Origin of the sequence: Kangiella sp. (assembly GCF_048265365.1) — a bacterium.
In the GTDB taxonomy this organism is placed as follows: domain Bacteria; phylum Pseudomonadota; class Gammaproteobacteria; order Enterobacterales; family Kangiellaceae; genus Kangiella.
The window spans coordinates 1,162,170-1,186,958 of the sequence record NZ_JBLXBT010000001.1 but is presented as its reverse complement, the minus strand read 5'-3'; the positions used below and the strand labels follow the sequence as shown (position 1 = coordinate 1,186,958).

The 24,789-nt window shown below is 43.8% G+C and carries 26 protein-coding genes; 8 read left to right on the top strand and 18 right to left on the bottom strand.

What is annotated here, in order from left to right; all coding sequences use genetic code 11:
* Nucleotides 1-128: 128 nt before the first annotated feature.
* The 11 genes from queC to ACN0VI_RS05490 all read right to left on the bottom strand — a co-directional run bounded on the left by queC (nt 129) and on the right by ACN0VI_RS05490 (nt 10,088).
* Nucleotides 129-803 (bottom strand): 7-cyano-7-deazaguanine synthase QueC, encoded by a 675-nt coding sequence (gene queC / locus ACN0VI_RS05540; protein ID WP_417446047.1) that lies wholly within the window; start codon nt 801-803, stop codon nt 129-131.
* A 163-nt stretch (nt 804-966) separates the two neighbouring features.
* On the bottom strand, nt 967-1,608 hold the full coding sequence (gene queE / locus ACN0VI_RS05535) for a 7-carboxy-7-deazaguanine synthase QueE (protein WP_331891261.1): 642 nt from the start codon (nt 1,606-1,608) through the stop codon (nt 967-969).
* 104 nt (nt 1,609-1,712) lie between these two features.
* Nucleotides 1,713-2,444 carry a tol-pal system protein YbgF gene (gene ybgF / locus ACN0VI_RS05530; protein WP_417446046.1) on the bottom strand — a complete coding sequence of 244 codons (732 nt, stop codon included), beginning with the start codon at nt 2,442-2,444 and terminating at the stop codon, nt 1,713-1,715.
* Entirely contained in the window at nt 2,444-2,962 is a 519-nt protein-coding gene (gene pal / locus ACN0VI_RS05525) for a peptidoglycan-associated lipoprotein Pal (protein ID WP_331891265.1), read from the bottom strand. Before pal ends, ybgF begins: the two co-directional genes overlap by 1 nt.
* Nucleotides 2,963-2,997: 35 nt before the next feature.
* The gene (tolB, locus tag ACN0VI_RS05520) at nt 2,998-4,362 is read right to left on the bottom strand and encodes a Tol-Pal system beta propeller repeat protein TolB (RefSeq protein ID WP_417446045.1); all 1,365 of its coding nucleotides are present in this window, start codon (nt 4,360-4,362) and stop codon (nt 2,998-3,000) included.
* Between the two features lie 38 nt (nt 4,363-4,400).
* Nucleotides 4,401-5,306 carry a cell envelope integrity protein TolA gene (tolA, locus tag ACN0VI_RS05515; RefSeq protein WP_417446044.1) on the bottom strand — a complete coding sequence of 302 codons (906 nt, stop codon included), beginning with the start codon at nt 5,304-5,306 and terminating at the stop codon, nt 4,401-4,403.
* Between the two features lie 21 nt (nt 5,307-5,327).
* Nucleotides 5,328-5,756, bottom strand: a complete 429-nt coding sequence (gene tolR / locus ACN0VI_RS05510) for a protein TolR (RefSeq protein WP_331891269.1) — start codon at nt 5,754-5,756, stop codon at nt 5,328-5,330.
* Between the two features lie 8 nt (nt 5,757-5,764).
* The gene (gene tolQ, locus ACN0VI_RS05505; protein ID WP_417446043.1) at nt 5,765-6,478 is read right to left on the bottom strand and encodes a protein TolQ; all 714 of its coding nucleotides are present in this window, start codon (nt 6,476-6,478) and stop codon (nt 5,765-5,767) included.
* Nucleotides 6,465-6,884: a tol-pal system-associated acyl-CoA thioesterase gene (gene ybgC / locus ACN0VI_RS05500; protein WP_331891270.1), complete on the bottom strand. Its 420-nt coding sequence runs from the start codon at nt 6,882-6,884 to the stop codon at nt 6,465-6,467. The genes tolQ and ybgC overlap by 14 nt, the downstream gene beginning before the upstream one ends.
* 106 nt (nt 6,885-6,990) lie before the next feature.
* The gene (gene ruvB / locus ACN0VI_RS05495; RefSeq protein WP_331891271.1) at nt 6,991-8,010 is read right to left on the bottom strand and encodes a Holliday junction branch migration DNA helicase RuvB; all 1,020 of its coding nucleotides are present in this window, start codon (nt 8,008-8,010) and stop codon (nt 6,991-6,993) included.
* Between the two features lie 119 nt (nt 8,011-8,129).
* The gene (locus ACN0VI_RS05490; protein ID WP_417446042.1) at nt 8,130-10,088 is read right to left on the bottom strand and encodes an ATP-binding cassette domain-containing protein; all 1,959 of its coding nucleotides are present in this window, start codon (nt 10,086-10,088) and stop codon (nt 8,130-8,132) included.
* A 590-nt stretch (nt 10,089-10,678) separates the two neighbouring features.
* On the opposite strand from ACN0VI_RS05490, the gene ACN0VI_RS05485 reads away from it, so the two are divergent.
* The 5 genes from ACN0VI_RS05485 (at nt 10,679) to ACN0VI_RS05465 (ending at nt 13,034) form a co-directional block, all read left to right on the top strand.
* Nucleotides 10,679-11,023 (top strand): hypothetical protein, encoded by a 345-nt coding sequence (locus ACN0VI_RS05485; RefSeq protein ID WP_417446041.1) that lies wholly within the window; start codon nt 10,679-10,681, stop codon nt 11,021-11,023.
* A gap of 42 nt (nt 11,024-11,065) precedes the next feature.
* Nucleotides 11,066-11,728, top strand: a complete 663-nt coding sequence (locus ACN0VI_RS05480; protein WP_417446040.1) for a hypothetical protein — start codon at nt 11,066-11,068, stop codon at nt 11,726-11,728.
* Nucleotides 11,729-11,766: 38 nt separating this feature from the next.
* On the top strand, nt 11,767-12,036 hold the full coding sequence (locus ACN0VI_RS05475) for a hypothetical protein (protein WP_417446039.1): 270 nt from the start codon (nt 11,767-11,769) through the stop codon (nt 12,034-12,036).
* A gap of 110 nt (nt 12,037-12,146) precedes the next feature.
* A complete protein-coding gene (locus ACN0VI_RS05470) occupies nt 12,147-12,398 on the top strand; it encodes an RNA-binding protein (protein ID WP_331891278.1) in 252 nt (83 codons plus the stop codon).
* Nucleotides 12,399-12,524: 126 nt separating this feature from the next.
* Nucleotides 12,525-13,034: a hypothetical protein gene (locus ACN0VI_RS05465; RefSeq protein ID WP_417446038.1), complete on the top strand. Its 510-nt coding sequence runs from the start codon at nt 12,525-12,527 to the stop codon at nt 13,032-13,034.
* A gap of 20 nt (nt 13,035-13,054) precedes the next feature.
* Here the strand turns inward: ACN0VI_RS05465 and ACN0VI_RS05460 are convergent, their stop codons facing one another.
* A complete protein-coding gene (locus tag ACN0VI_RS05460) occupies nt 13,055-13,540 on the bottom strand; it encodes a hypothetical protein (RefSeq protein ID WP_417446037.1) in 486 nt (161 codons plus the stop codon).
* 166 nt (nt 13,541-13,706) lie between these two features.
* Here ACN0VI_RS05460 and ACN0VI_RS05455 point away from each other — a divergent pair, with 166 nt between their 5' ends.
* Both ACN0VI_RS05455 and ACN0VI_RS05450 read left to right on the top strand, forming a co-directional pair.
* A complete protein-coding gene (locus tag ACN0VI_RS05455; RefSeq protein WP_417446036.1) occupies nt 13,707-14,738 on the top strand; it encodes a diguanylate cyclase domain-containing protein in 1,032 nt (343 codons plus the stop codon).
* A gap of 115 nt (nt 14,739-14,853) precedes the next feature.
* Nucleotides 14,854-15,540, top strand: coding sequence for a type 1 glutamine amidotransferase domain-containing protein (locus tag ACN0VI_RS05450; protein WP_417446035.1), 687 nt, complete (start codon nt 14,854-14,856; stop codon nt 15,538-15,540).
* A 54-nt stretch (nt 15,541-15,594) separates the two neighbouring features.
* On the opposite strand, the gene ACN0VI_RS05445 is transcribed toward ACN0VI_RS05450, so the two are convergent.
* The 5 genes from ACN0VI_RS05445 to aspS form a co-directional block, all read right to left on the bottom strand.
* Nucleotides 15,595-17,028: a tetratricopeptide repeat protein gene (locus ACN0VI_RS05445; protein WP_417446034.1), complete on the bottom strand. Its 1,434-nt coding sequence runs from the start codon at nt 17,026-17,028 to the stop codon at nt 15,595-15,597.
* 6 nt (nt 17,029-17,034) lie between these two features.
* Complete coding sequence (ruvA, locus tag ACN0VI_RS05440; protein ID WP_331891288.1) at nt 17,035-17,652, bottom strand: Holliday junction branch migration protein RuvA; 618 nt, start codon at nt 17,650-17,652, stop codon at nt 17,035-17,037.
* The gene (gene ruvC, locus ACN0VI_RS05435; protein ID WP_331891289.1) at nt 17,649-18,179 is read right to left on the bottom strand and encodes a crossover junction endodeoxyribonuclease RuvC; all 531 of its coding nucleotides are present in this window, start codon (nt 18,177-18,179) and stop codon (nt 17,649-17,651) included. Before ruvC ends, ruvA begins: the two co-directional genes overlap by 4 nt.
* Before the next feature lie 443 nt (nt 18,180-18,622).
* Nucleotides 18,623-19,366, bottom strand: coding sequence for a YebC/PmpR family DNA-binding transcriptional regulator (locus tag ACN0VI_RS05430; protein ID WP_331891290.1), 744 nt, complete (start codon nt 19,364-19,366; stop codon nt 18,623-18,625).
* 337 nt (nt 19,367-19,703) lie between these two features.
* The gene (gene aspS, locus ACN0VI_RS05425; RefSeq protein ID WP_417446579.1) at nt 19,704-21,464 is read right to left on the bottom strand and encodes an aspartate--tRNA ligase; all 1,761 of its coding nucleotides are present in this window, start codon (nt 21,462-21,464) and stop codon (nt 19,704-19,706) included.
* Between the two features lie 286 nt (nt 21,465-21,750).
* On the opposite strand from aspS, the gene ACN0VI_RS05420 reads away from it, so the two are divergent.
* Complete coding sequence (locus ACN0VI_RS05420; protein ID WP_417446033.1) at nt 21,751-23,448, top strand: lysophospholipid acyltransferase family protein; 1,698 nt, start codon at nt 21,751-21,753, stop codon at nt 23,446-23,448.
* 50 nt (nt 23,449-23,498) lie between these two features.
* Here ACN0VI_RS05420 and dapE read toward each other — a convergent pair whose 3' ends face one another.
* Nucleotides 23,499-24,698, bottom strand: a complete 1,200-nt coding sequence (gene dapE / locus ACN0VI_RS05415) for a succinyl-diaminopimelate desuccinylase (RefSeq protein ID WP_417446032.1) — start codon at nt 24,696-24,698, stop codon at nt 23,499-23,501.
* Between the last annotated feature and the right edge of the window lie 91 nt (nt 24,699-24,789).

Here is a 24,789-nt window from a genome sequence, read left to right as displayed (position 1 = left end):
AGACTGTCAAACAGTGAATGATTTATGACAAATCAGATGTGACTTGCTGTGTGTAAGAGTGATGAAGTTTGCTTGAAAGATCCATGTCAGCAAGGCAACTGTTCAATGACAGCCGCTGATAGATTTAACTAAATGTATCGCGTTGGATCGACAAAACCTTGGCTTTCAAATCCCTGCTTTCGAAGACGACAAGAGTCGCAAACACCACAGGCTTTGCCATCGTCAGTCGCCTTGTAACAGGAAACGGTGGGGCTGTAATCAACGCCTAACTTCATACCTTCGGCAATAATTTGAGCTTTAGTAAGATCGATAAGAGGTGCTTCAATGGCCAGATTTTGCCCTTCGACACCTGCTTTAGTGGCGAGATTAGCCATCGTTTCAAATGCATTGATAAACTCAGGACGGCAATCGGGATAGCCGGAGTAATCCACTGCATTGACACCGATAAAAATATGATCAGCTTTTAGAACTTCAGCCCAACCTAATGCGATCGACAAAAAAACGGTGTTACGAGCAGGGACGTAAGTGACTGGAATGCCCTCTTCCAGACCTTCAGTGGGTACATCAATGGAATGGTCGGTTAGAGCAGAACCACCAATTTGACTCATATCGAGATTCACAATGATATGTTCCTTGGCATCCATTAATTGAGCAACTTTCTTGGCAGCTTTGAGTTCAGCCAAACTGCGCTGGCCATAGTTAAAACTCATAGCATAACAGTCATAGCCTTGCGATTTAGCAATCGCTAAAGCTGTTGTTGAGTCTAAACCGCCTGAAAGTAATACTACTGCTCTTTTGTTCATACTATATACCAACTAATACTCGTATCAATCTTGTCACACTCTATCTAAGGCTGAAAAAATGTTTTTAGACGAGGCTTTCGACTTAAATAGAATCGGATTTTACATGCAGTAAATGAGGATTATATTTAAGTCGTATAACGAAGTATAAAAGCATTTTAGCGTCTTAGACGCCGGTTTTCTCCCCCCAGATGATTTTATGCAACTGAACCTGCATTCTCACCTTGAGTCGATCTTTCAATATCCACTCTGCTAAATCGGCATACTCAACCTGCCCGTAGCTGGGTGAGAACAAAACTTCACACTTGCTGGTGATGTCGTATTGTTCTACGGTCATTTTGCACCATTCGTAGTCTTTACGGCTACAGATGACAAACTTGACCTGGTCGGTTGGTTTTAAGAGATCAATATTTGAGTATAAATTACGAGCCATTTCTTGTGAATCTGGGGTTTTCAGATCCATGACGATCATAACGCGCGAATCAACTGGTGAGAGATCGTGCGCACCGCCGGTTTCAGTGGAAACTTTATAGCCTTCATCGCAGAGTAACTTGAAGAACTCGAACACGCGCTTTTGCGCTAGTGGTTCACCACCGGTGACACAAACATGGTCGCATCCATATTGCTTGATTTGCGCCAATATTTCTTCAAAGGTCATCCACTCACCACCGCCAAAGGCGTAATCAGTATCGCAATAGACACAACGTAATGGGCATCCGGTAAGGCGTACAAACACTGTTGGCACACCAACGGTCAGACTTTCGCCTTGCAACGAATGGAATATCTCAGTGATACGTAATTTACTCATAGAGTGAGCTCAATACAGGGACTCTGGCTGGAAATGATGAAAATATGCGCGGATTGTAGCAAAAGCTGCCTTTAAAGACAGCTTTTAGAGACTATTTGATGATCTTACAGGGTATCGAGTTTGGCTTTAGCCAATCGACCTGCGGTCGTATTGGGGAACAGTTTGCTAACTTGCTGGTAAGTGGCTTTGGCCGCAGCCTTATCACCTTTAAGCTCCTGAACCTGGGCAAGCTTCAGCATGGCTTTATCCTTGATACTGGTATCAGGGAATTGCTCATACACTGCTTTGAATTGGCTTTCTGCTTCAGCATACTCTTTATCGCTGAAATGCAACTGACCTAATAAATAATGCGCGTTAGACGCTAACGGATCTTTAGGATAGTCACTGACAAAAGTTTTAAAAGCGCTTTTAGCTTGTGGATACTTTTGTTCATTGAATAGTGTGAAAGCTTGATTGTAAGCTTGTTGGGCCCGATTGCTTGAACCATTGTTACCTTTATCGGCAGTTTCAGAGCTGAGCTCTTCAGTTTCTGAGGTAGACAATGCAGCTCCACCTTGCAATCGACGATCCAGGTCAAGATAAAGTTCACGCTGCTGTTTGGTTAGCTGCTTGATTCTGTAATCTTGCTCTTCAACCTGGCCACGAAGTTGGCGAACTTCTTGCTGGAGTTGATTCACTTGCATAATCAACTCAGCCATAATTTGATTTTGTTGGCTAGTTTGCTGTTGTTGAACAGCTGAAATATCTCTGGCGTCAACAACTGGTGCGGCGGCATTACTCACAGCCGAAGCTGTGAGTAATGTTGCACCTAATAGATTAAATACAACGTTTTTCATTACTGATATTTAATCTCTACACGACGGTTTTCTTGCCATGCTTCTTCGTTATGTGCAGGGTTTGCTGGAGACTCTTCACCGAAGCTGATGACATCAATGTTTGAATCAGAAACACCATAAGTTCTCATTAACTGAGCAACTGATTTTGCACGACGCTCACCCAATGCCAAGTTGTACTCTGGAGTACCGCGCTCATCAGCGTGACCTTCTAAAACAACACTTTTACCGCTGCTTTTAGCGTAACCAGCATGAGCTTCAAGAACTTCTACATATTCGCTACGAATAGAGTCATCATCAAAATCAAAATAAATGACATTTTCATCAAGTAAAGCAGCGATACGTTGTCTTTCAGCTTCTTCAGCAGCGCGTTGACGAGCTAAGGCTTCAGCTTCAGCTTGTGCTGCTGCGTCTTCCTGAGCGGTTGTATCAACTTGCTCTTCTTCTGGCTTAGTTGTGCTACATGCAGCCAAAGATAAAGCAGCTGTAAGAGCTAGTAGTAATTGAACCGAACGTTTCATTGTTATCCTCCGGGATTGTTGTCACTGTTATTAACTTATAAAATAAAAGGCGACCAGGCGGGTGCTTTAACTTCCCCAACCGTCGCTGGTAACCTTGCTTTAAAACGTCCATCCATTGAAACCGCACTAAGAACTTTTTGCCCGCCATCAACAGTTGAATAAATGATCATACTGCCGTTGGGTGCAATCGATAGCGACTCGTCGAGTGTGGTCTTTGTTAAAACCGTTAACTGTCCTGTCGCTAAATCCTGAGCTGCGATATGGTAAGAGCCATTGGCCTGATGAACCATGACAATGCCTTTACCATCCGGTGTAAACTCCGCACCTGCATTGTGAATACCTTCAAAGGTTACCCTGTCTACCTTCTTATCTGCAAGTCTAATGCGATAAATTTGTGGTCTACCTCCTCGATCTGAGGTAAAGATCAAACTTTTTCCGTCTGGAGCCCACGATGGCTCGGTATCAATCGCATAATGTCGGGTAAGTCTTTGTAATCGTTTGGTTGCTAGTTCTAGCAAATATAGCTCCGGATTTCCATCCTTTGACAGTACAACCACCATGTTTGAACCATCTGGCGACCACGCAGGAGCACTGTTGAAGCCTTTATAGCTGGCAACAATTTCTCTTTGTCCTGATGCAATGTCTTGAATGACAATTTCCGAACGGCCATTCTCAAATGTTACGTAACTTAATTGAGAAGAATCAGGTGACCAGGTTGGCGACATAATAGGGCTACGTGATGCAAAAATTCGCTTGGCATTAAACCCATCACTGTCTGCAACAAATAATTGATAAGGGCGCGGATCATTGCGATTAACTTCAACATAGGCGATCTGAGTCGCAAAAGCACCGCGCTCGCCAGTTAAAGCCTCATAAATTTCGTCGGCAGCAATATGTGCACCCCAACGGAAGTTGTCGTTATCAACAACCTTTGTTTTCAACACCATTAAATGCGAAGAAGTAGGAATTAAAGGGTAACTACCATCTTCAATATTGGCACTAAAAATCGCTTTGTCATTAAAAGGGTCTATCAAATCGTATGACACCAAATAGTTGCCAGAAGTCGTCTGGCTCACTGTGCCATAGACCACGCCATCAACACCCAGCTCACGCCATTGCTCAAGATTCACTTTATCAATAGAGTAAGGGTGATGTGGTAATTTTGATATTTCAGTTGGATTAAACTTACCGCTACGACGTAAGTCATCAGCAATAATTTTGGCAAAATCAAACGGGGGTTGCGCCTGTACTGCAGATTCAGACTCAAATTTAAAAGGAACCACCGCAACAGGCCTCGCATCGGAGCGGCCCTCAGTAATATAAATCTGAATCTCAGCCTTGCTGGCCAAAGCCATAAGGCTGATGCTGATAATCGCTATCGTTTTTAAAATATGTTTCATGCTTTAGCCTTAATTTTTTAAACTTTACTTTTTAAGCTTTAATCTTTAAAGCTGGGATCAAATACAATCGTCATTTCACGTAACTCATTCATGACCTCAGGGTCATCCGAAGCAGGTAATGGTGACGAACGTGTAATGGCTGTTTTACCGGTCTCACAATAATCGTAATCACCACCTAAAGCCTCAGTTTGTAGTACAACACCACCCGGTCCCATTGAGATTTTGATTGAGCAGGCTCCTGCAGTTTTTGGTGGATACCAATTACGCTTAATTTTGGCAGTAATTAATGCGGTCAACTTCTCAACTTCAGACATTATTTGTCCTCGTCGAACAGTATCACGCTGCGCTTCAAAGAATTCGTTATCCATAGCTGCCATTTCTTCTTCAAGTTTTCTGAGCTCTTCTTCTTTACGTTTTTTCTCTGCTTCAGCTTCCTTACGCTTACGTTCTGCTTCAGCTTTCTTACGTTGTTCTTCTTCAAGGCGTTTCTTTTCTTCAGCCTCTTTACGTTGTTGCTCTTCTAACTCTTTCTGTTTTTTCTCTTCTTCAAGCTTTTTTTGTTGCTCGGCAGCCAACGCCTTTTTCTTCTCTTGCTCTAACTGCTCTTGCTTTTGCTGCTCTTGCTTTTGCTGTTCGAGCTTTTCTTGTTCCTGACGCTGTTTTTCCGCCTCAAGACGCTTTTGCTCCTGTTCTTTCGCCAGCTGTTTCTTACGCTCCTCTTCCAAGCGTTTCTTCTCAGCTTCCTGTTGTTTCTTGATGGCATTCGCGTCAGGCTTTGGTAACTCTTTAGCTGTCACTATTTTGGCATTGATGGGCGCATCCACATATTCATGCTTAACATCCACCTCATCATCCCAGGCGAAATTGAACACCAGTAATCCAATAACAATCACATGGACTGCTATAGATAAAATAATAGGAACGATGTTCTTTTTCTCTGACACTAATAAATACCTAATCGTTTATTACAATGCGTCGGTCATTAAACCGACATTTTCCACACCAAACTGCTGTCTCAGCTCATCCATCAGCTCAACCACTGTTCCATAAGGAACTCTGCGATCACCTTTGATCATAATCGGAGAGTTCGGAGAGTTTTCACGCTCTCTGGCAATCAAGGTCATCAATTCATCCAAGGTTAAATCACGGAATTGTCGCGAACCAATATCCATGTGAAACGACTCGTCAGCTTTAATACCGACCACAAACGGGTCATATTCATCCGGTGAAATGGGCTCAGCATGGGCACTGGGCAACTCTACATCAATACCTGCAGTAATCAGTGGTGCGGTAATCATAAAGATCACCAGCAACACTAACATCACGTCGATATAAGGTACGACGTTAATTTCAGCATTAGGTCGGCGACGCTCTCTACGAACCAGTTGATTCATGATGACTCCTAGCTGTGCGCTTTACGGTGTAACACGCCGGAGAATTCTTCGAGGAAATTCTCATACTGAGTTTCGATGCGTTGCAGGCGATTGGTGAATCGGTTGTAGGCAATAACCGCTGGAATTGCCGCGAACAAACCCATCGCTGTCGCAATCAATGCTTCGGCAATACCGGGAGCAACCATCGCTAAAGTTGCCTGCTTGACTGCACCAAGTGCAATAAAGGAATTCATAATGCCCCATACAGTACCGAACAGACCAATATAAGGTGTCACAGAACCAACGGTTGCTAAAAATGATAAGTTGCGTTCAAGTTTTTCCACTTCACGGCTATGAGCCACCCGCATCGCACGGTGAGTCCCATCCATCACCGCCTCAGGGCTGACGCCACTCTGCTGACGCAAACGCATAAATTCGCGATAACCAGCTTGAAATAAGGATTCCAAACCGGTAACCGGCTTTTGACGCTGGGATAAATCAGTGGAAAGCTTGCCTAAATCAATACCAGACCAGAATCGGTCTTCAAACTTCTTACTTTCTCTGGCGGCTCTGTTAAGGACATTTGAACGTTGGAAAATCATTGCCCAGGAAATAACCGATATTACTAATAACAAAACCATGATGGCCTGTACCGGAATACTGGCATGTAAAAACAGGTTGGCAATCGACATCGGATCTTCAGACGTTGACAGAACTGTTGTCGTCGTTTCAGCACCAGTCACGAGCTATCTCCTCTTTTAAATAGTCAGGCATGGCAGCAGGTTTCATGGTTTTCATATCAACGCAAGCCACGCGTATTGTTGCTTTATTTACTACTAATTGTTGTTCATCATCAGTGACCACTTCCTGTTCAAAAATCACACTGGTTCTACGAACGCTGGCAATTCGTGTTTTGATCAGAAGCTTGTCATTAAAACGGGCCGGAAGGAGGTATTTGGCATCCACATGAGCAACAGCAAAAGCTAAGCCCTTGTCGATCAAGATATCCTGTTCCCACCCCAAAGAACGAAGCCACTCTGTACGACCACGCTCATAAAACTTTAAATAATTGGCGTAAAAAACCACGCCTGCCACATCAGTGTCTTCGTAATAGACTCTAACAGGCCAAATAAATTCACGCACACTCATTATTTTTGCGACCCAGTATTATAACGTTTCAAATAGTAAATAGTGTTAATAGCATCTCGAAAAATCTGCAATGGCATTGGCAAATTTCCCTTATATATTGAGTAAATTAGTTAAACAGGTCGGGATCTTGAGGAATAATCTCGAAATGCTGATAGGCAAGTTTGGTAGCGATTCGACCACGTGGCGTTCGCTGAATAAAACCCTGCTGGATTAAAAAAGGTTCCAACACTTCATCAATCGTATCGCGCTCTTCGCCAATAGCTGCCGCCAACGTATCAAGCCCCACTGGGCCACCCGCAAACTTCTCAATAATGGTCAGCAATAATTTGCGGTCCATCATGTCAAAGCCTTTATGATCAACGTCGAGCATATCCAAGGCACGGTCGGAGATATCTTGAGTAATGACGCCATCAGATTTGATTTCCGCATAATCTCGAACCCGTCGTAACAGACGGTTAGCAATCCGTGGCGTGCCGCGAGAACGGCGTGCAATTTCCACAGCACCCTTCTCTTCAATCGGCAAATCCAGAATGCGCGCAGAGCGCATCACAATATGAGTTAAATCTTTTAAGTTATAAAATTCTAGCCGTTGCACAATGCCAAAACGATCACGCAATGGCGATGTTAAAAGTCCTGCGCGAGTAGTAGCACCGACTAAAGTAAAAGGTGGCAGATCAATTTTAATCGAACGCGCCGCCGGTCCTTCACCAATCATGATATCCAACTGATAGTCTTCCATCGCAGGATAGAGCACTTCTTCGATGTGGGGACTTAAACGGTGGATTTCGTCAATAAATAGAACGTCATTAGGCTCAAGATTGGTCAGCATGGCAGCTAAATCGCCTGCTTTTTCCAGCACAGGGCCGGAAGTGTGCTTGATGCCCACGCCCATTTCATTGGCAATGATATTGGATAAGGTGGTTTTACCTAAGCCTGGAGGGCCAAAGATCAATACATGATCCAATGCTTCCTGACGCTTTTTAGCTGCGCCTAAAAAGATCTCCATCTGTTCACGGACTTTTTCCTGTCCAACATATTCACCTAACGTGGTCGGGCGAATAGCGCGATCAAACTGATCTTCGTCAGCAAACTCAGATGGTGCGATGATGCGGTCATGCTCAATCATTGGATTTCGTGCAAAGGCACTACGGATAAATAACGTGAAGCTAGTCTACCAAGTGTCTGTAACTTATGGAACCACGCCATTCGCGATTTCCATAATTGGTCATAATTCGGCTAAATCCCTTACTCTAATTGCTCTTGCAGCTCGAGCCACTCTTCCTCAGCTTGATCTAACTGGTCCTTAACTTGCGAATATTCACCGCTCAACTCTACCAGTTTGGGCTTGTTGCTTTCTTCATACAGCGTCGGATCAGCCATAACCTCATCCAGCTTAACCTTTCTCTGCTGTAATTCGTCTAATTTTTGCTCAAGTTTTCTCAGCTTATTTTTCAGCGGTTGTAGCTGCTTGCGCTTTTCTGCTTCGAGCTTTCTCTGTTCTTTGCGTGAAAGCTCACTGTCAGCACCACTCTTATAGGACTCAGTCTGTTCGCCTGATTCCGCATTGTTAGCACCGCTAGCCGCATTCTTTTGCTGCAAGGTATCCTCTAATGACCAACGGGAATAATCGTCAAGGTCGCCTTTGAAAGGCGCAACCTTGCCATCAGCCACCAGATACAAATCATCACACACGGTTCGCAGCATGTGCCGATCGTGCGATACCAGTACCATGGCGCCTTCGAAACTCTGAAAAGCAATGGTCATGGCATGACGCATTTCAAGATCCAGGTGGTTAGTTGGCTCATCCAGTAACAATAAGTTGGGTTTTGCATAAACCAGCATGGCTAGCACCAGGCGCGCCTTCTCACCGCCCGAAAACGGAGCAACCGGCTCAAGCGCTTTATCGCCATTAAAATCAAAACCGCCTAGAAAGTTGCGCAACTCTTGTTCGGTTGCTTTGGGGTAGTCGCGTTGAAAATGCTGGATTGGCGACATTTGTGGATGCAGCTGCTCCAACTGATGCTGAGCAAAATAGCCAATGTTGAGCGTTTTAGCAGATACTTTTTCGCCCGCCAATAGTTGCAGCTCGTCAGCCAGCACCTTAATCAAGGTCGATTTACCGGCACCATTTTTACCCAGCAAGCCAATGCGATCGCCAGGCATCAATGAAAAACCAACGCCCGATAAAATCTTTTTAACACCACCATCGACTTGATAACCGGCATCCGCTTCTTTCAGTTGCAGCAAAGGACTCGGCAAGTGGCCTAATTCAGGGAAAGCAAAATCAAATGGCGAATCAACGTGGGCTGGGGCAATCTTTTCCATGCGTTCCAAAGCCTTAAGTCGACTTTGCGCCTGCTTGGCTTTCGAAGCTTTGGCCTTAAAGCGATCGACAAAGGATTGCATGTGGGTTATTTCTTTTTGTTGACGCTCAAATTGTGACTGTTGTTGCGCTAACTGCTCGGCTCTTTGAATTTCGAAGTCAGAATAATTACCGCTATACAGCGTAACCTTCTGCTGCTCGATATGGGCAATACGATTAATGGTACGGTCAAGAAAATCGCGGTCATGAGAAATAAGAAGCACAGCACCCTGATAAGCTTTAAGCCAGTTTTCCAGCCAGATCACAGCTTCCATATCCAGGTGGTTAGTCGGCTCATCGAGTAATAAAAGGTTAGAACGACACATCAAAGCCTGCGCCAGATTCAAGCGCATCCGCCAACCACCCGAAAAACTCGACACTGGCAACGACTCTTGCTCTGCGCTAAAACCCAAACCATGCATTAAAGCACCAGCGCGAGCACGCGCCGAGTAGCCATTAATCTCATCCAGCCGTTGATGCAGTTTAGCCACCCGTTGACCATCCGCGTCATTATGATCACCCGAAACCGCCCTTTCCTCTAATCGAGCCAGCTCCGCCTCGATGTCACACAACTCCTCGTCACCCTGTAGCACATACTCCAACGCAGGCGCTTCAACCGACGGCGTCTCCTGACGCACGCTGGAAATCGTAATACCGCCCGCCATCGAGAAATTACCCGCATCCTCCTCCAGCTCACCACGAATCAAAGCAAATAAAGACGATTTACCGGTACCATTAGCACCCGTCACCCCGACCTTATCTCTAGGATTAATAATGAAACTCGAATCTTCGAATAAAACAGTTTTGCCACGGCGAAGCGCCGTATTCTCGAAAAATAGCATGGAAATATCAGTTGATAGAAATTGCAGCCATTATAAGGCTTAGCCAAAGCAGTACAATCAGAATCAGCAGCGATGGCGAGATCTTGATGTCCCAGTAAAATTTCCCACAAACCGCTGGTTTTGCTAGTATCGTTTGAAATCAAAAAAATATCGCTAATGTGATGATGGGACATCCTAAGCTAAAACTTACATTTTTAATGCTCATAACTCTTTTTTTGTATGCATGTGCTTATACCCCCCCAGGTTGCGGTTCAAAATGAGTGTGGGTTTACTACAGGTTATTCTGAGGAAAAACTTTCTGAAAGAAAGTTTAAGGTAATTATTTATACCGGAGTAAACTGGAGCACCAACCGAGTACAAAAAATATTAAATTACCGTTCAGCTGAGTTATGCAAATCAAAAAAAGCAAACTATAAAATGATATTGGCTCTAGCTTACCTAGACGGTTGTATAAAGAAGGGAAATGCTTCTAGTGAAGAGCATTGGGAGCTGTCGTGCGAAGAAACTAATAGTTAATTAGAGAATCAGCGCATGCTTATTATTTAATAATCCCTTACATCAAAATTCCAAGACCTTATTTGAAAGAGCTTATGAAAACAAAATCCTCAAGACTTAATTTATATAAAAAAGAAGTCAAAAGACAATACTATTTATTAATACTAATACCCGCTGTTACTCTGTTGGCCAATACTTTTACTGATATTCACTATGACCTTGCAGTCTTTCTGGGACTGTTAATAGTTACCCCAATAGGCTGCATCTATAATTATTATATTGCTACTCGCTATAAACTTGTTATGGTTCACCTATCTCAAAAGCCATACTATAAAGAAGAGCGACCTTTTGTCTTTTATTCAATGCTGTTTTTATTTCTTGCTTTAGCCTTGGGCTTAATTGGATTAATACTCTTTGGATATCTATACCTAGTGGAATGAACTAGATCAGAGTGAATTAATAAAATCAAAAGGATATAAACCATGAAAACTATAATTTGGATAATATTAATAATTGCCATACTTGCAGGTGTTTATTTTTACACAAACTCCAAAGAGTCGACTGCACAAAAGGCCGAAATCACTCAAAGCCAATTAGAAGTATCTAAAACTAAAGAAGTCATCGAAACTTCTGAGTTACCTAGTAATAATCCCGAGAGTGTTTCCGAACCAAGCCCTGCTAATAAAGCTATTGACTCAACTCCAGTCAGTAATACAGATGAAGACATTGTTAAATTAATAGATTCTCTTGAACAAAACGGAGCCCTTGATTCGAATGAGATATTTAAATTAATGTCTGATCCTAAAGCCTTCGACCAAGCTCTATATAAACTGGAAGAGTCTTATTACGAGCCTGAGTACAGCTATGAAACCAAGGTCAAGTATCAACATTTCTTTAACACCAGTCCGCTCCATATTCAGGGTACAGCACAGCTCAATAATTTACAGTGCTCTCCTAGAATGTGTCTGGCAAAAGTTAAGGGAGTAAAACGAGATCAAGTTATTGAGTACTCTCAGAGCCTCCAGTCAAATGAGTTGCCTATCAATGCTCTGGCAATAAATTCAAGCGGCAGTCATGTACTCCTTGCTTTCTCCACAGATCCAGAAGTTAATGCAATTATGATCCGGAAGGAAAGCGATGAATAAAGTCACTATTCAGAACACCCCATGAAATAGGTTATGACATGAAAACCAATACAATACGCACCACCTACTGGATTATCGCAGCCCTGCTGATGCTAAGCGCAGCGACAGCTAATCAATTCAGTGATGAGTTTAACTGGGATAAATTGGACTTTCTGGTGTTCGGCATCATATTGCTTGGCGCAGGCCTGGCCATTGAGCTGGTTCTTATAATGACCAAGAAACCACCTTATCGATTGATCTCGATAATTGTTATTGCTCTAGCGTTTTTGCTGCTCTGGGTGGAGCTGGCGGTTGGGATTTTCCATTAATTTAGTGTCATTGGCTTTGGATTTCGCCTTGCTAATCCAACCTATAGTTATAGTAAAACTAAGCTGTCCAATGGTATGATGCGGTATATATACACCAACCAATTCTCCCAATGAAATTATTAGTTCGAAATCTCGCCCGCACCACTACCGAAGAGCAAGTCAAAGCACTATTCGAAGAGTTCGGCACGGTTCAATGGTGCAATTTAATCATGGATAAAGCTACTGGCGGCTCGAAAGGCTTCGGTTTTGTTGAGATGCCAAAAATCGGCGAAGCCAAAGCGGCAACCAAGAATCTTAATGGCCGTAACGTTGATGGCAGCATAATCCGTGTTAAAAAGGCGGAAGATAAGAAAGAAGCCTGATGCTCTAACCCGGAGCTTATTGCCACTGCCAGTAAGCTCCAAGTTCAGCTGATTATTTCCCTATCCCCATTCCAATGCTAGACTGAGCCTTGTCATTATTCGAACAAGAATCTTATTGGGGGTAATATGGTATTTCCTAAAAGCGCATTAATGTTAGTTGTCTTTGGCTTTCTTGCTTTATTCAGCGGCGATTCCCTCGCGGCTGACTCTAACAAAGAAAAGCTCAAGCAGATGCTGGATAATGCTAACAAGCCTCAGGCTGTGAGTAATATCCCCTCCAACTTCTTATCGGGTTTGTGGGTCGGCTATTATGATTACGACTCAAGAACATCAAATACCCCACCTGCCAACACATTTTCCATAGTGTTCGAGCAAACTCCTGAGCAAATTAACGCCATAATAATGGAGCCAGCGCCGAGCAATCCAGACGTTTACGCTCAATTTGCTGAAGCGGTTAATGCTTCGGTTCAGGGAACAACGCTATCCTTTACCAAAGTGTATCAAAGTGGCAGCACGCTTCAATACACATTATCGGTCGATGTTCAGAATAAAGTTCTGACCGGGAAGTGGAAAATCAACGACCAACTCTCTGGCCCAGTCAAGATGTGGCGAATGAATGCCGATGATCTGAAGTAACTCTGAAGTAGCCCCTGATTCTAACCTTTAAGTGCCTCTTTCAAGGAAGAGGCATTATCGGTTGTTATGACAAGAATACGTTTCTGGTCTTTAATCCTAAGCTCGATGGCTTCCTTACCACGCCCAATGTATCCCAGTTTTTTTAGTTTCACTCTGTAGCCATAGCCTAAAAACTCGGTCGCAGGGTTGCCTTTCTTATCTTCGACAGACTCAATATCTTTAAGCGCCACTTTGGTTTTGCCAAACTTGCCTAAACTGACGAAAAGATGTTCATCATCAACCTTAGTAATAATGGCAATTTTCGACACATACCAGGCTACCAAGGCAGTGACCGCACAAATTAACAGCGCCCAGTGGCTAGCTATGGCATTAGCTGGTACTGGCTTATCCATAAACTCCTGTTCATAAAACGAATACCCGAATAATGCTGATAGAAAGACCAACAGCAGGGTTACTATAACCATGAGTTTTTTGGGCATTATTGGTTGAGATTCGTAATAGTTCACTGGAGACACCTGAAATTGAGTGGATTGTCGTAAATTCTAATGACACTTGCTCAGCGATGCAATTATTGATCTCACCATGATATTCGAGATTACACATTTGACAGGCATAATCACTTTGTACCATAGTGGTTGGTGTAGATTCTGTAATCATATCAGGGAGCTAAGGATGCAGTTCCAATGTAACGATGCCACAATTGAAAGCACCCTGCTTTCCCATAAGAAGCTTGAAGAAATTATTCATGCTCAAACCTCTATTGCCCGCCTTGGCATCAATTTTGGAGCAATTCTTAAAGAAGCCGCTCAACAGTCTCAAATGCTAACCAACGCGGATGGCGCCGTTATTGAACTGATCGAAAATAATGAAATGGTCATCAGGGCTGCTTCTGGTATTGCCTCTCATTATTACGGAGTCAGGCGGGATAGTGCTAATAACATGTCATCCATCACTATCAAAAGCAGGAAGGCACTAATTGCCAACGATACCGAAAATGATTCCAGGGTCGATCAAGTTTCCCGAGTCGCCATTGGCCACCGTTCGATGATTGTCTTCCCATTATTCCATGAAAATAGAGTGGTAGGAGTGTTGAAGGTTGTCTCTAAGAAACCAAACTTTTTTTCGATGGCAGAGCTGAAAATCATAGCTTACATGTCAGAACTGGTCGCCACTACCATGTTTCATGCTCAGTACTATGCTCAGGATGAATTATTCCGCCGCGCCACTCAAGATGAACTCACAGGCATTGCCAACCGTGCTTTATTTATGGATCACCTGTACCAGAATATCGCACACGCTAGACGTGATGGCAGCAAAGTCGCAGTTATCGCAATTGATATGGATGACCTGAAAATTTTGAATGACAATCATGGGCATCATATTGGTGATAAAGCTTTAAAAACACTTGCTGAAAGACTCCTAGGAAAAATAAGAAGCTCCGATACAGTTGCCCGCTTCGGTGGTGATGAGTTTGCCATTACCTTATCTCCAGTCGATGACAAAAAATCAGCAGAGGTTGTTGTGACTAACTTAACGGACTCGCTGGATAAACCTATGCATGAGGATGGTAAAGAGTTCCAGCTAGGTGCCAGTTTTGGTATAGCCATTTTTCCTGATGATACCGATGATGTGGATGAGTTACTTGAAATAGCGGATCAGAATATGTTCAATAACAAGCGTCAACGTAAAAAGTGTCGCAAATAAACTCTATTCACACATAATCTACTTTAATCACGCTACACTTACCTTTTTATTCTATCCATATCTTGAACTCATTTAGATTTATGGAATCAATCCAAATTACTCTACGGAGGTTTCGATGAAAGTACTAATGGTTCTCACCTCACATGACCAGCTGGGTGACACCGGCAATAAAACAGGCTTTTGGTTAGAAGAGTTTGCAGCGCCCTATTACACGCTACAAGATGCCGGCGTAGAAATTACGCTTGCCTCACCTAACGGCGGGCAACCTCCTCTCGATCCCAAAAGCGATGAACCCGATGCGCAAACTGAAGCAACTGAAAGATTTAAAAAAGACCAGCAAGCTCAGAAACAACTAGCGCATACCACAAAATTATCGGACATTACTGCAGATGATTATGACGCTGTCTTTTATCCCGGAGGGCATGGTCCGCTTTGGGACTTATCGAATGATGAACACTCTATCAATCTTATAGAACAAATGATTCAATCCAACAAACCCGTTGCAGCAGTTTGTCACGCACCAGGGGTTCTATTAAAAGCTAAAAATAGCGATGGTTCGCCATTGGTTAAAGGCAAGTCTTTTACGGGCTTTAGCAACAGTGAAGAAAAAGCAGTAGGCTTGGAAACTGTTGTACCATTTTTACTGGAGTCTGTGGCTAAGGAGCAAGGCGCGAACTACAGCAAGGGCAATGACTGGGAGCCATACGTTACTCAAGATGGGTTACTCATTACCGGACAGAATCCTGCATCTTCAAAACCAGCAGCGGAAGCTTTATTGCAAACGTTAAAAAGCATATCTTAATCGACACAAATTAAAGGCGTTCTTTGGGGCGCCTTTACTTCTCTCTATTTCGCCCTATTTACCACCCAAGGAAGTTTTTTGGTTGAGAGCTTGCAAGTCATCAATCGCCTTTTGATAGTTGTTGTCAGCAGCCTGCTGTAACCAATAACGGTATTGCTCGGTATTCCTTTCGGTGCCCACTCCCTCAAAGAACATCTGGGCCACTTTATACTGTGATTCGCCATCATTCTGTTGCGCAGCTTTCAAATACCACTCAAAAGCCTTTTGTTCATTTTTAACACCCGGCTCACCGGTCTCGTATAAAGCTCCAAGGTTGAACTGTGCCAAGACATAGCCTTGCTCGGCAGCCTGTTGCCAAAGCTCTTGAGCCTTTTTCTTATTTTTCCACCTGCCATTAAAATTATAATGAATCGTAGCCAGATTATTCATTGCTGCAAAACTATTATGGCTGATTGCACGTTCGTACCAATAGACCGCTTTTCGGATATTTCTACCAGTACCCATGCCTTTTTCGTAATAATAACCCACGTAAAATAATGACTCCGCATCATTAGCTTTAGCGGCAACCATATAGTGATCCAGTGCTTTTTTATAATCCTTTTCGACTCCGATACCTTTGCTATACATTAAGCCCAGGTTGAAGTAAGCATTAATTTCATCTTGCTCTTTTGCTTTTATAAACCACTCAAATGCTTTTTGTGGGTTTTTATTGACCCCAATTCCATTTAAATAGCTATATCCAACCTCGTTCATGGCGGTTGGATGTCCTAATTCTGCAGCTTTTTTGAAATGGTCGTAGGCAGTTTGCAAGTTCTTTTCAACACCATCACCATCCCGATAGGATAAACCTAAATAATATGTGGCAGCCATATGGTCTGCTCGTGCAGCCATTTTGTAGAGCTCTATCGCCTTGAAATTGTCTTCTTCAACAACCTGTCCTATGTCATAAATATAGCCAAGTTCGAATTGAGCATCGGGATCGCCATTAAAAGCAGCCTGGCTGAACCAATAAATAGCCTCTTCGTAATCCGCCTGGACACCCTCACCATAATAAAACAGGTAGGCCAAATTAAGCTGTGCATCAACCTCTCCATTCATTGAAGACAGTAGGTACCAGAAAACAGCTTCTTCATAATCCTGTTCAACCACTTCACCAGCGGAGTACATATAAGCAATATAAAATTGCGGTACGCTATAACCCAATTGAGCTAAACGATACATAAAGTAAAAGGCATTTTCTTTTTCGCCAGCATCATAAAGGTCGACTGCATAATAAAATTGACTGTTATCATCCAGCAGTTCTTCTTGCTCAATAATGTCAAACAGTGGTTTCAATTTCGCTTTAACCGCTTCTTCCTCAAACCAGTCATTGACTTCAAATTCCTCATAACGCTTTTCGGCATTCATGCGAACAGGATCTTCCTCTGCTCCTACAGGATTTTGCAGCAGCAATAAAGCCAATATAATTGTTAGTGGTTTAAGTAACATGAATTCTTAACTCGCCAGTTGCCTCAAGGCTAATCGAATAAGCTCTTCACTCTTAACGTCATCCTGAGCAACTTGAGCCACTGCTTTGCTAGCAATCTGTGGTTTATAGCCAAGTGCAATCAATGCACTGACCGCTTCTTGTGATGCATCTGTTTTAGCTACTTGAGCAATGGAGGCATCAGAAGGCTTACTTGATGGCAGACCGGCACTAATTGACCAATCTTTAAGACGGTCTGACATCTCAACCAACAAGCGCTCCGCCGTTTTCTTGCCGACCCCGGGTAACTTAACCAAGCGATCCACGTTGCCATCATGCACTGTCATCACAAACTCATCCGTTTCCATGCCAGATAAAATACCGAGAGCCAGTTTAGGACCTACGCCATTCACTTTAATCAGCTCACGAAATAAAGCGCGGTCTTTAGTGCTGATAAAACCATAAAGCGCATGCAAGTTTTCTGAGATCGACATGTGAGTTGAAAGAATGGCTTGTTCACCCTCTTCTGGCAGCTGGTAAAAAGTCGTCATCGGAACCTGGATTTCGTAACCGACACCAGCGCTGGTTTCGATAATGACGAAAGGAGGGATTTTTTCGATTAATGTACCGCGTATTCTTCCAATCAACGTAAACGTCCTCTGGTTATTGTTTTAGCACCCTTCAACTGAATTAACCCTTGCGAGGTATTGGCGTGACACAAAGCCACTGCCAAAGCATCAGCCGCGTCAGCCTGAGGGCTGGTAGGTAATTTTAACAAGGCCTTGACCATGTGCTGAACCTGGGATTTATCGGCTCCACCAGTTCCTACGACAGATTGCTTGACCTTTGTTGCAGGATATTCTGAAACTGGCAAAGCATAATGGCTGGCCGCCACAATCGCAGCGCCGCGTGCTTGACCCAGTTTCAAAGCCGAGTCTGCATTCTTCGACAGAAACACCGACTCAATGGCAAACTCATCAGGCTTAAACTCCTGAATTAACTCACACACACTATCAAATATCTGCTTCAGTTTTAAATCCAAAGTTTCTTGCTTGATGCGAATACAGCCACTGGTGATGTAGCGAGGCTTATTCGCCGGAATTTGACCGCCAACTTCGATAATACCGAAGCCCGTCAGGCGTGAGCCAGGGTCAATTCCAAGGATGATAGGCATTAAAGCTCCAAACAGATAAAAAGATGCTTATATTCAATCGCCTATTAGACTTTTTCTAGGAGCAATGGTCAAGGCGGCAGAAAAGGAGATGGTTTGGATAAAGGTAGGGGAAGATCTGCGTGTCTGCCCGAAAATCCAATGTTGGGTTACGCCTTCTGCTAATCCAACCTATAAATAGTGAGTATCTGGATCAGCGAGGCTCCACTTATTCAGAACAAAAATTCATTGAACGAAATATTGAAGAAGTAGACCTATCTGGAAATGATTTAGATGATGATGAGGTGCTTTCAACAAAGCCGCATCGAATATACCTCTAACGATTAGAAGCTCTCTAAGCGAAGGCAGGACGAGGCAAAATGATTGTGAAACTCAGGAGTTTACTAATTGTAAATGACTTAGTTTCACAATCACTTTAACGAAGTATCTCCAAAGAATAGGAGCTTCTAGACGAGGTCGTAAGATTCAGAGGGAATATCAGCGTTCGTATAAACATTCTGCGTATCGTCCAACTCTTCTAGACGATCAACCAGACGAATCACTTTAGCACCATCATTAACGTCCAATTCAGCTTGGGTCGATGGCAACATGGAGACTTCTGCGTTTTCTGGCTTAAAACCTGCTTTGACTAACGCCTCTTTAATATCAAGGAAATCTTCGGGTGCCGTTTGAAGCTCAAAGGAACCATCATCGTGGGCAACAAGATCTTCTGCACCGGCTTCTAATGCCGCTTCCATCAGTGCTTCTTCTTCGACATTATCGCCAAAAATGAACTGTCCTTTTTTCTCGAACAGATATGCTACAGAACCATTGGTGCCAAGATTACCACCATGTTTCGTAAAAGCATGTCGAACTTCGCCAACGGTGCGATTTTTATTGTCGGTCATGCACTCGACCAATATAGCAACACCACCGGGACCGTAACCTTCGTAGGTTAGCTCTTCGTAGTTGTCGCCTTCAGCATTACCGGTACCACGATCAATAGCTTTCTCGATGGTATCTTTTTTCATGTTTGCGCCGAGCGCTTTGTCCATGGCGGCTCTAAGTCTTGGGTTATCATTGGGATCGCCACCACCTTCTTTCGCAGCAACTACTAACTCACGAATGATTTTAGTAAAGATTTTCCCGCGCTTGGCATCTTGTGCTGCTTTGCGGTGTTTGATGTTTGCCCATTTACTGTGACCAGCCATTGCATACTCCTCCCGAACTTTTGGTCGTCACAATTTCTTTGTTATAAAGTTTGTTCCAGCTTGTCATTTAGCGAATGTAAAATCCGCTCTTTCTCAAACTTTATGCCGCGAAATTGTTTAGCCCAAAGCGTTCTCTTATCTTCAAGCCTATACTTTTCTTTCTGTAACTTCGGAGCTAACTTTTACGCTCCGCTATAAAATTTCAATTTGCCGCGTTAGAGTTTCGTCGGGTCTGCCCCCTTGGGTATAAACCTTCTCTTACACGTTTTTTTAATCTTTATAAATTCCAACTAAAAAGCCCAAAGTGCTATTTGTCTTTGGGCTATTAATATTGATATTACTGCTCTTTCTTCTTAACCTGAATACCAAGTTCATCCAGCTGCTTCTCTTCGACAATGCTTGGTGCTTGTGTCAAAGGACAACTGGCAGTGGTGGTTTTAGGGAAGGCGATAACATCACGGATGGAGTCTGCGCCGACCATCAGCATAACCAAGCGGTCTAAACCGAATGCCAAACCACCATGTGGCGGACAACCGAATTTTAATGCATCCAATAAGAAGCCGAACTTTTCTTTCTGCTCGGTTTCATCAATACCTAGAATATCGAATACGGTTTCCTGCATGTCCTGATTGTGGATACGAATGGAACCACCCCCCACTTCACTACCATTAAGAACCATGTCATAAGCTTTAGACAAAGTCTCAGTTGGGTTAGCTTTAACTGCCGCCACATCGTTTTCTTTCGGTGCAGTGAATGGATGGTGCAAGGCATGAATCTCACCATCAATTTCTTCAAACATTGGGAAGTCGACGACCCACAATGGCTTCCACTCATCACGTAGCAATTCAAGGTCCGCTGCCACTTTAAGGCGCAATGCACCCATAGCATCAGCTACTACTCGCTTGGTGTCCGAGCCGAAGAAGATAATGTCGCCTTCTTGGGCACCGACTTTCTCAACAATAGCTAATGCTTTGTCGTCGCCAAGGAACTTCAGAATTGGACTTTGCAGGTTTTCAGCACCCTGCCCGTTGACCTTCATCCAGGCCAAGCCTTTGGCACCATAGATACCGACAAAGTTAGTGTATTCATCAATTTGCTTACGGCTTAATTGCGCACCACCCGGTACACGAAGCGCCGCTACACGGCTTTGTTCATCGTTAGCAGGGCCAGCAAATACTTTAAACTCAACGTCTTTTACAATTTCATCAACCGTGAACAACTCCATATCGGTACGCAAATCAGGTTTGTCCGAACCATAACGATCCATCGCCTCGGCATAACTCATGCGCGGGAACGTTGGTAGTTCGACACCTTTAAGTTCTTGGAACAGATGACGGATCAAACCTTCCATCAACGCCATTACCTCTTCCTGATCGAGGAATGAGGTTTCAATATCCAGCTGGGTAAATTCCGGCTGGCGATCAGCGCGCAAGTCTTCATCACGGAAGCACTTAACGATCTGGTAATAACGATCAAAGCCGGACATCATCAACAACTGCTTAAACAACTGAGGTGATTGCGGCAATGCGTAGAAAGAACCTTTATGTACACGGCTTGGTACCAAGTAATCACGCGCACCTTCTGGTGTCGCTTTAGTCAAAATCGGTGTTTCAACATCAATAAAACCATGCTCATCCATATAGCGGCGCATGGCACTAGTCACTTTATGGCGGAAAATCATGTTTTGCGCCATGTCTGGACGACGCAAATCAAGGTAACGGTATTTCAGCCGTTGTTCTTCTGATGCTTCCAGGTTTTCATCAATAGGAATCGCTGGCGGCTGTGCTTTATTGAGGATAGTCAGCTCTTGCGCCAATACCTCGATTTCGCCGGTGGTCATATTTTTATTGACCATCTCATCTGGGCGAGCACGCACCTGGCCTTTGACCTGAACCACAAACTCATTACGAAGCTGCTCTGCAGTAGCAAACAACTCATTAAAGTCAGGATCAACCACTACCTGTATCAAACCGCTACGGTCACGCACCTGAAGAAAAATAAGCCCTCCAAGATCACGACGACGATGAACCCAGCCTGACAATGTAACCGATTGATTTACTTCGTTTTTTGATAGTTCGCCACAGTAGTGGCTTCGCATTTTGCTTGTCATAGGTATTTCTGCCTGAAACCTGAATTATTTAAGAAGGGAAAAACCCCGAAAAAACGCAGTATGGTACGCCACAGCTTGCCGAGTAGCAAGCTGGAAGCCCCTGAAATGCTTAATTTTACCCCAGTTGCTGGTGTTCGGTTAAGCGCTCTTGTGTCATAAAAGTTTCTAACGGTTGCCACGCTGTTGTCACTTTGCGCTGAAAAAATAGCCAGCATGAAAAAATATTTAGACAAGGCTGTTTTACAGCAAGCAACTCATTTGGGAGTCGATGCTTATGATAGATAGCAATAACCTGGTGGGGCAACTCTTACCCAAACTGGAGCAATCACCGCGCATTAAGTCAGGTGTATCGCGTCTTATCGCCAACTTGTTCCATGAGCAAGAAATCAATCGGTTTATCAAGCAGAACCAGCATTTGTCACCCTGCGACTTTCTGGAAAAGACCAATGAACATTTGGGGCTAAGCTATTCTGTCAGCAATTCCTCGTTAGAAAATATCCCCGTGTCAGGGCGCGTGGTGATCATTGCCAACCACCCGTTAGGCTCATTGGATGGGCTTGCGTTACTAGCTTTAGTACACTCGGTTCGCAAGGATGTCAAAATCGTGGTTAACGAACTGTTAGGGGCAATGGCACCACTGCGTCCGTTTTTCTTAGGCGTTAACAATATTACCGGACAAAGCAGCCGCGATAAAATTCAGCAAATCCATCAGTCTCTGGACAATGAACAAGCAGTGATCTTCTTTCCAGCTGGTGAGGTATCACGTTTATCTATCAAGGGTGTGCGTGATGGTAAATGGCACTCTGGTTTCCTGCGCACGGCTAAACAGAAGAAAGCGCCTATTTTACCCATTCATGTTGGAGGCAAAAACTCCAAGTTCTTTTATGGATTATCGCTGATTGCCAAACCAGTCAGCGCCTTGTTGTTAGTACGTGAAATGTTTAAGCATGTCTCGCTAACACTGCCACTGAAAGTTGGTAAATTAATACCCTACGCTTCTTTTAGCGGCATGTCGCCGGCCAGCAAGGACAGTATCGCTCGCTTCAAACAACACCTCTATGGCTTGAAGAAAAACAAGAGTGGGCTATTTGAAACCGAGCAGTCGATTGCACACCCCGAAAAAAAGCAATTGCTCAAAGAAGAGTTAAGTCTCTGTCGCTTGATTGGTCAAACCCATGATGGCAAAAAGATTTACCTGCTTGAAAATACCTCTGACTCTGTTCTGCTTCGCGAAATAGGTCGTCTTCGAGAAGTCGCTTTTCGAATGGTAGGCGAAGGCACAGGCAACCGTCGTGATATCGACAAGTTCGATTATTATTACAAACATATCGTGTTATGGGACGAGCATGATTTAGAAATAGTCGGTAGCTACCGCATTGCCGACATTAATCGGCTGCCAACCGAGCAAGAACTGTATTCCGAAACTCTGTTCGGATACGAAGACCAGTTGCGTCAAAAATTCCCAATGGCCATGGAGCTCGGTAGAAGTTTTGTCCAACCGCGCTACTGGGGCAAACGTAGCCTCGATTATTTATGGTTCGGCATTGGCGCCTACCTGCGAGAAAATCCGCATGTCCGCTATTTGTTTGGCCCAATTAGTCTTAGCAATGACTATCCAGCATTTGCCAAAGACCTGATTATTTACTTTTACCAGAAATTTTATGGTGCTCCCTTATTATTGGCGCGCTCGTTCAATGCCTACCGCATCAAGCCAGTACAAAAAGCCAAACTGGAAAAGCTGTTCAATCATATGGATGAGAAAGAAGCTTTTGCGGCGTTGAAATCAGAGCTGGGCAAACTGGGTTGTAATGTTCCGACCCTCTTTAAACAATACAGTGACCTGTGTATTGAGGGGGGTGTTGAGTTTCATGACTTTGGGACAGACCCAGCTTTTGGAGACTGCATTGATAGCGTGGTCTGGATCGACTTACTGAAGTTAAAAGATAAGAAGCGCAAACGTTACATTGATTAGTTTTATATTTTTGTCGCCATTTATTGTCACCCAGTCCAAAAGACCTGTTGCTACTTCAGCAACAGGTCTTCTAATAATTTAAAATACAAATGTCGCAATTGATCCAATTCAGCAATGCTGACTCGTTCATTGGCCTGATGTATGGTTTTGTTGCTTGGCCCAATCTCAATCACCTGCTTGGCGATTTGCTTGATAAAACGGCCATCCGATATACCGCCACCCGTGGTTAGTTTTGGTTTTAAACCACATTCTTTCTGAATGGTCTTTTGTAGACTTTTACGCAGAAAACCTCGTTTAGTCAGGTAAGGTTCTGCTTCATGATCCCACTCAATATCAGCCTTTAAACCATACTTAATTATTTTCTTTTCCACGTAGGCTTTGATCTTTGAAAAACTGTTCTTGGGCGAGTAGCGAAAGTTAAAGCATAACTCCAAATCAGCCGGTGTGACATTCATGGCACCACTTTCCGAGTGCACTTTGACCAACTGACAACTGGTCGAAGGAAAAAATCGACTTGGCATATCCCAACGTTTTGAGGCTAGCTTATGAATCAATCGCGATGACTTATGGATCGGATTAATCAGTTGCTCAGGATAACCGACATGCCCTTGCTTACCGTGCAAAGTGATTTTGCAGTTAACAGAACCACGTCGGCCAATACGAATTGAATCACCCAGTTTGAGCTCTGTAGTTGGCTCGCCAACAATAGCACAATCGATCGCCTCATTACGTGCCAGCAAGGTGTCAACAATATGCTTGGTGCCTTCGAGAGCTATGCCCTCTTCGTCACTGGTCAGCATAAAACCTATTGCGCCCTGATGTTGGGGATAAAGCGTCACGAATTGCTCTACTGCCACCACCATCGCAGCCAGACTCCCTTTCATATCCGATGCACCACGGCCATACAGAAAGCCATCTTTAATCACCGGAATAAAAGCCGGCGTATCCCACTTTGCATTCTGCCCGGGTGGCACCACATCGGTATGCCCGGCAAAAACCACCACCGGATGCCCACCACCTCTCTTTGCCCAAAGGTTCGATACCCGATTCTTGTTCAGAAACTCGAGCTTGAAGCCGATAGACTCCAAACGCTCACCAATCAAATCACAACATCCCTGGTCAGAGGGAGTAATTGAGGGCTTTCGTATCAGATATTGAGCAAGTTCAAGCATAATCGACTGATAATTCAATTCAATCTTACTGTGCAGATTCGTTGTCTGGTCTGTAATAACTGTTGTTTGCTTTAGCATAATTCACCTCTTTTATCTCAGCATCGTTATATCAGTCTGCAATGACAGAGCAGCGACACAATGGTGAACTTTTTGCGACAACACCAGAGAA

Excerpts from the sequence above, each read along its gene's own strand:
- ybgC (WP_331891270.1), bottom strand. The coding sequence starts at position 6,884 with ATGAGTGTGCGTGAATTTATTTGGCCTGTTAGAGTCTATTACGAAGAC.
- ACN0VI_RS05480 (WP_417446040.1), top strand. The coding sequence starts at position 11,066 with ATGAAAACTATAATTTGGATAATATTAATAATTGCCATACTTGCAGGT.
- queC (WP_417446047.1), bottom strand. The coding sequence starts at position 803 with ATGAACAAAAGAGCAGTAGTATTACTTTCAGGCGGTTTAGACTCAACA.
- ACN0VI_RS05430 (WP_331891290.1), bottom strand. The coding sequence starts at position 19,366 with ATGGCTGGTCACAGTAAATGGGCAAACATCAAACACCGCAAAGCAGCA.
- ACN0VI_RS05470 (WP_331891278.1), top strand. The coding sequence starts at position 12,147 with ATGAAATTATTAGTTCGAAATCTCGCCCGCACCACTACCGAAGAGCAA.
- ruvB (WP_331891271.1), bottom strand. The coding sequence starts at position 8,010 with ATGATTGAGCATGACCGCATCATCGCACCATCTGAGTTTGCTGACGAA.
- aspS (WP_417446579.1), bottom strand. The coding sequence starts at position 21,464 with ATGCGAAGCCACTACTGTGGCGAACTATCAAAAAACGAAGTAAATCAA.
- ACN0VI_RS05420 (WP_417446033.1), top strand. The coding sequence starts at position 21,751 with ATGATAGATAGCAATAACCTGGTGGGGCAACTCTTACCCAAACTGGAG.
- ACN0VI_RS05450 (WP_417446035.1), top strand. The coding sequence starts at position 14,854 with ATGAAAGTACTAATGGTTCTCACCTCACATGACCAGCTGGGTGACACC.
- tolR (WP_331891269.1), bottom strand. The coding sequence starts at position 5,756 with ATGAATCAACTGGTTCGTAGAGAGCGTCGCCGACCTAATGCTGAAATT.
- tolB (WP_417446045.1), bottom strand. The coding sequence starts at position 4,362 with ATGAAACATATTTTAAAAACGATAGCGATTATCAGCATCAGCCTTATG.
- ruvC (WP_331891289.1), bottom strand. The coding sequence starts at position 18,179 with ATGCCTATCATCCTTGGAATTGACCCTGGCTCACGCCTGACGGGCTTC.
- dapE (WP_417446032.1), bottom strand. The coding sequence starts at position 24,698 with ATGCTAAAGCAAACAACAGTTATTACAGACCAGACAACGAATCTGCAC.
- ACN0VI_RS05490 (WP_417446042.1), bottom strand. The coding sequence starts at position 10,088 with ATGCTATTTTTCGAGAATACGGCGCTTCGCCGTGGCAAAACTGTTTTA.
- ACN0VI_RS05485 (WP_417446041.1), top strand. The coding sequence starts at position 10,679 with ATGAAAACAAAATCCTCAAGACTTAATTTATATAAAAAAGAAGTCAAA.
- ACN0VI_RS05445 (WP_417446034.1), bottom strand. The coding sequence starts at position 17,028 with ATGTTACTTAAACCACTAACAATTATATTGGCTTTATTGCTGCTGCAA.
- ybgF (WP_417446046.1), bottom strand. The coding sequence starts at position 2,444 with ATGAAAAACGTTGTATTTAATCTATTAGGTGCAACATTACTCACAGCT.
- ACN0VI_RS05465 (WP_417446038.1), top strand. The coding sequence starts at position 12,525 with ATGGTATTTCCTAAAAGCGCATTAATGTTAGTTGTCTTTGGCTTTCTT.
- queE (WP_331891261.1), bottom strand. The coding sequence starts at position 1,608 with ATGAGTAAATTACGTATCACTGAGATATTCCATTCGTTGCAAGGCGAA.
- ACN0VI_RS05455 (WP_417446036.1), top strand. The coding sequence starts at position 13,707 with ATGCAGTTCCAATGTAACGATGCCACAATTGAAAGCACCCTGCTTTCC.
- pal (WP_331891265.1), bottom strand. The coding sequence starts at position 2,962 with ATGAAACGTTCGGTTCAATTACTACTAGCTCTTACAGCTGCTTTATCT.
- ACN0VI_RS05475 (WP_417446039.1), top strand. The coding sequence starts at position 11,767 with ATGAAAACCAATACAATACGCACCACCTACTGGATTATCGCAGCCCTG.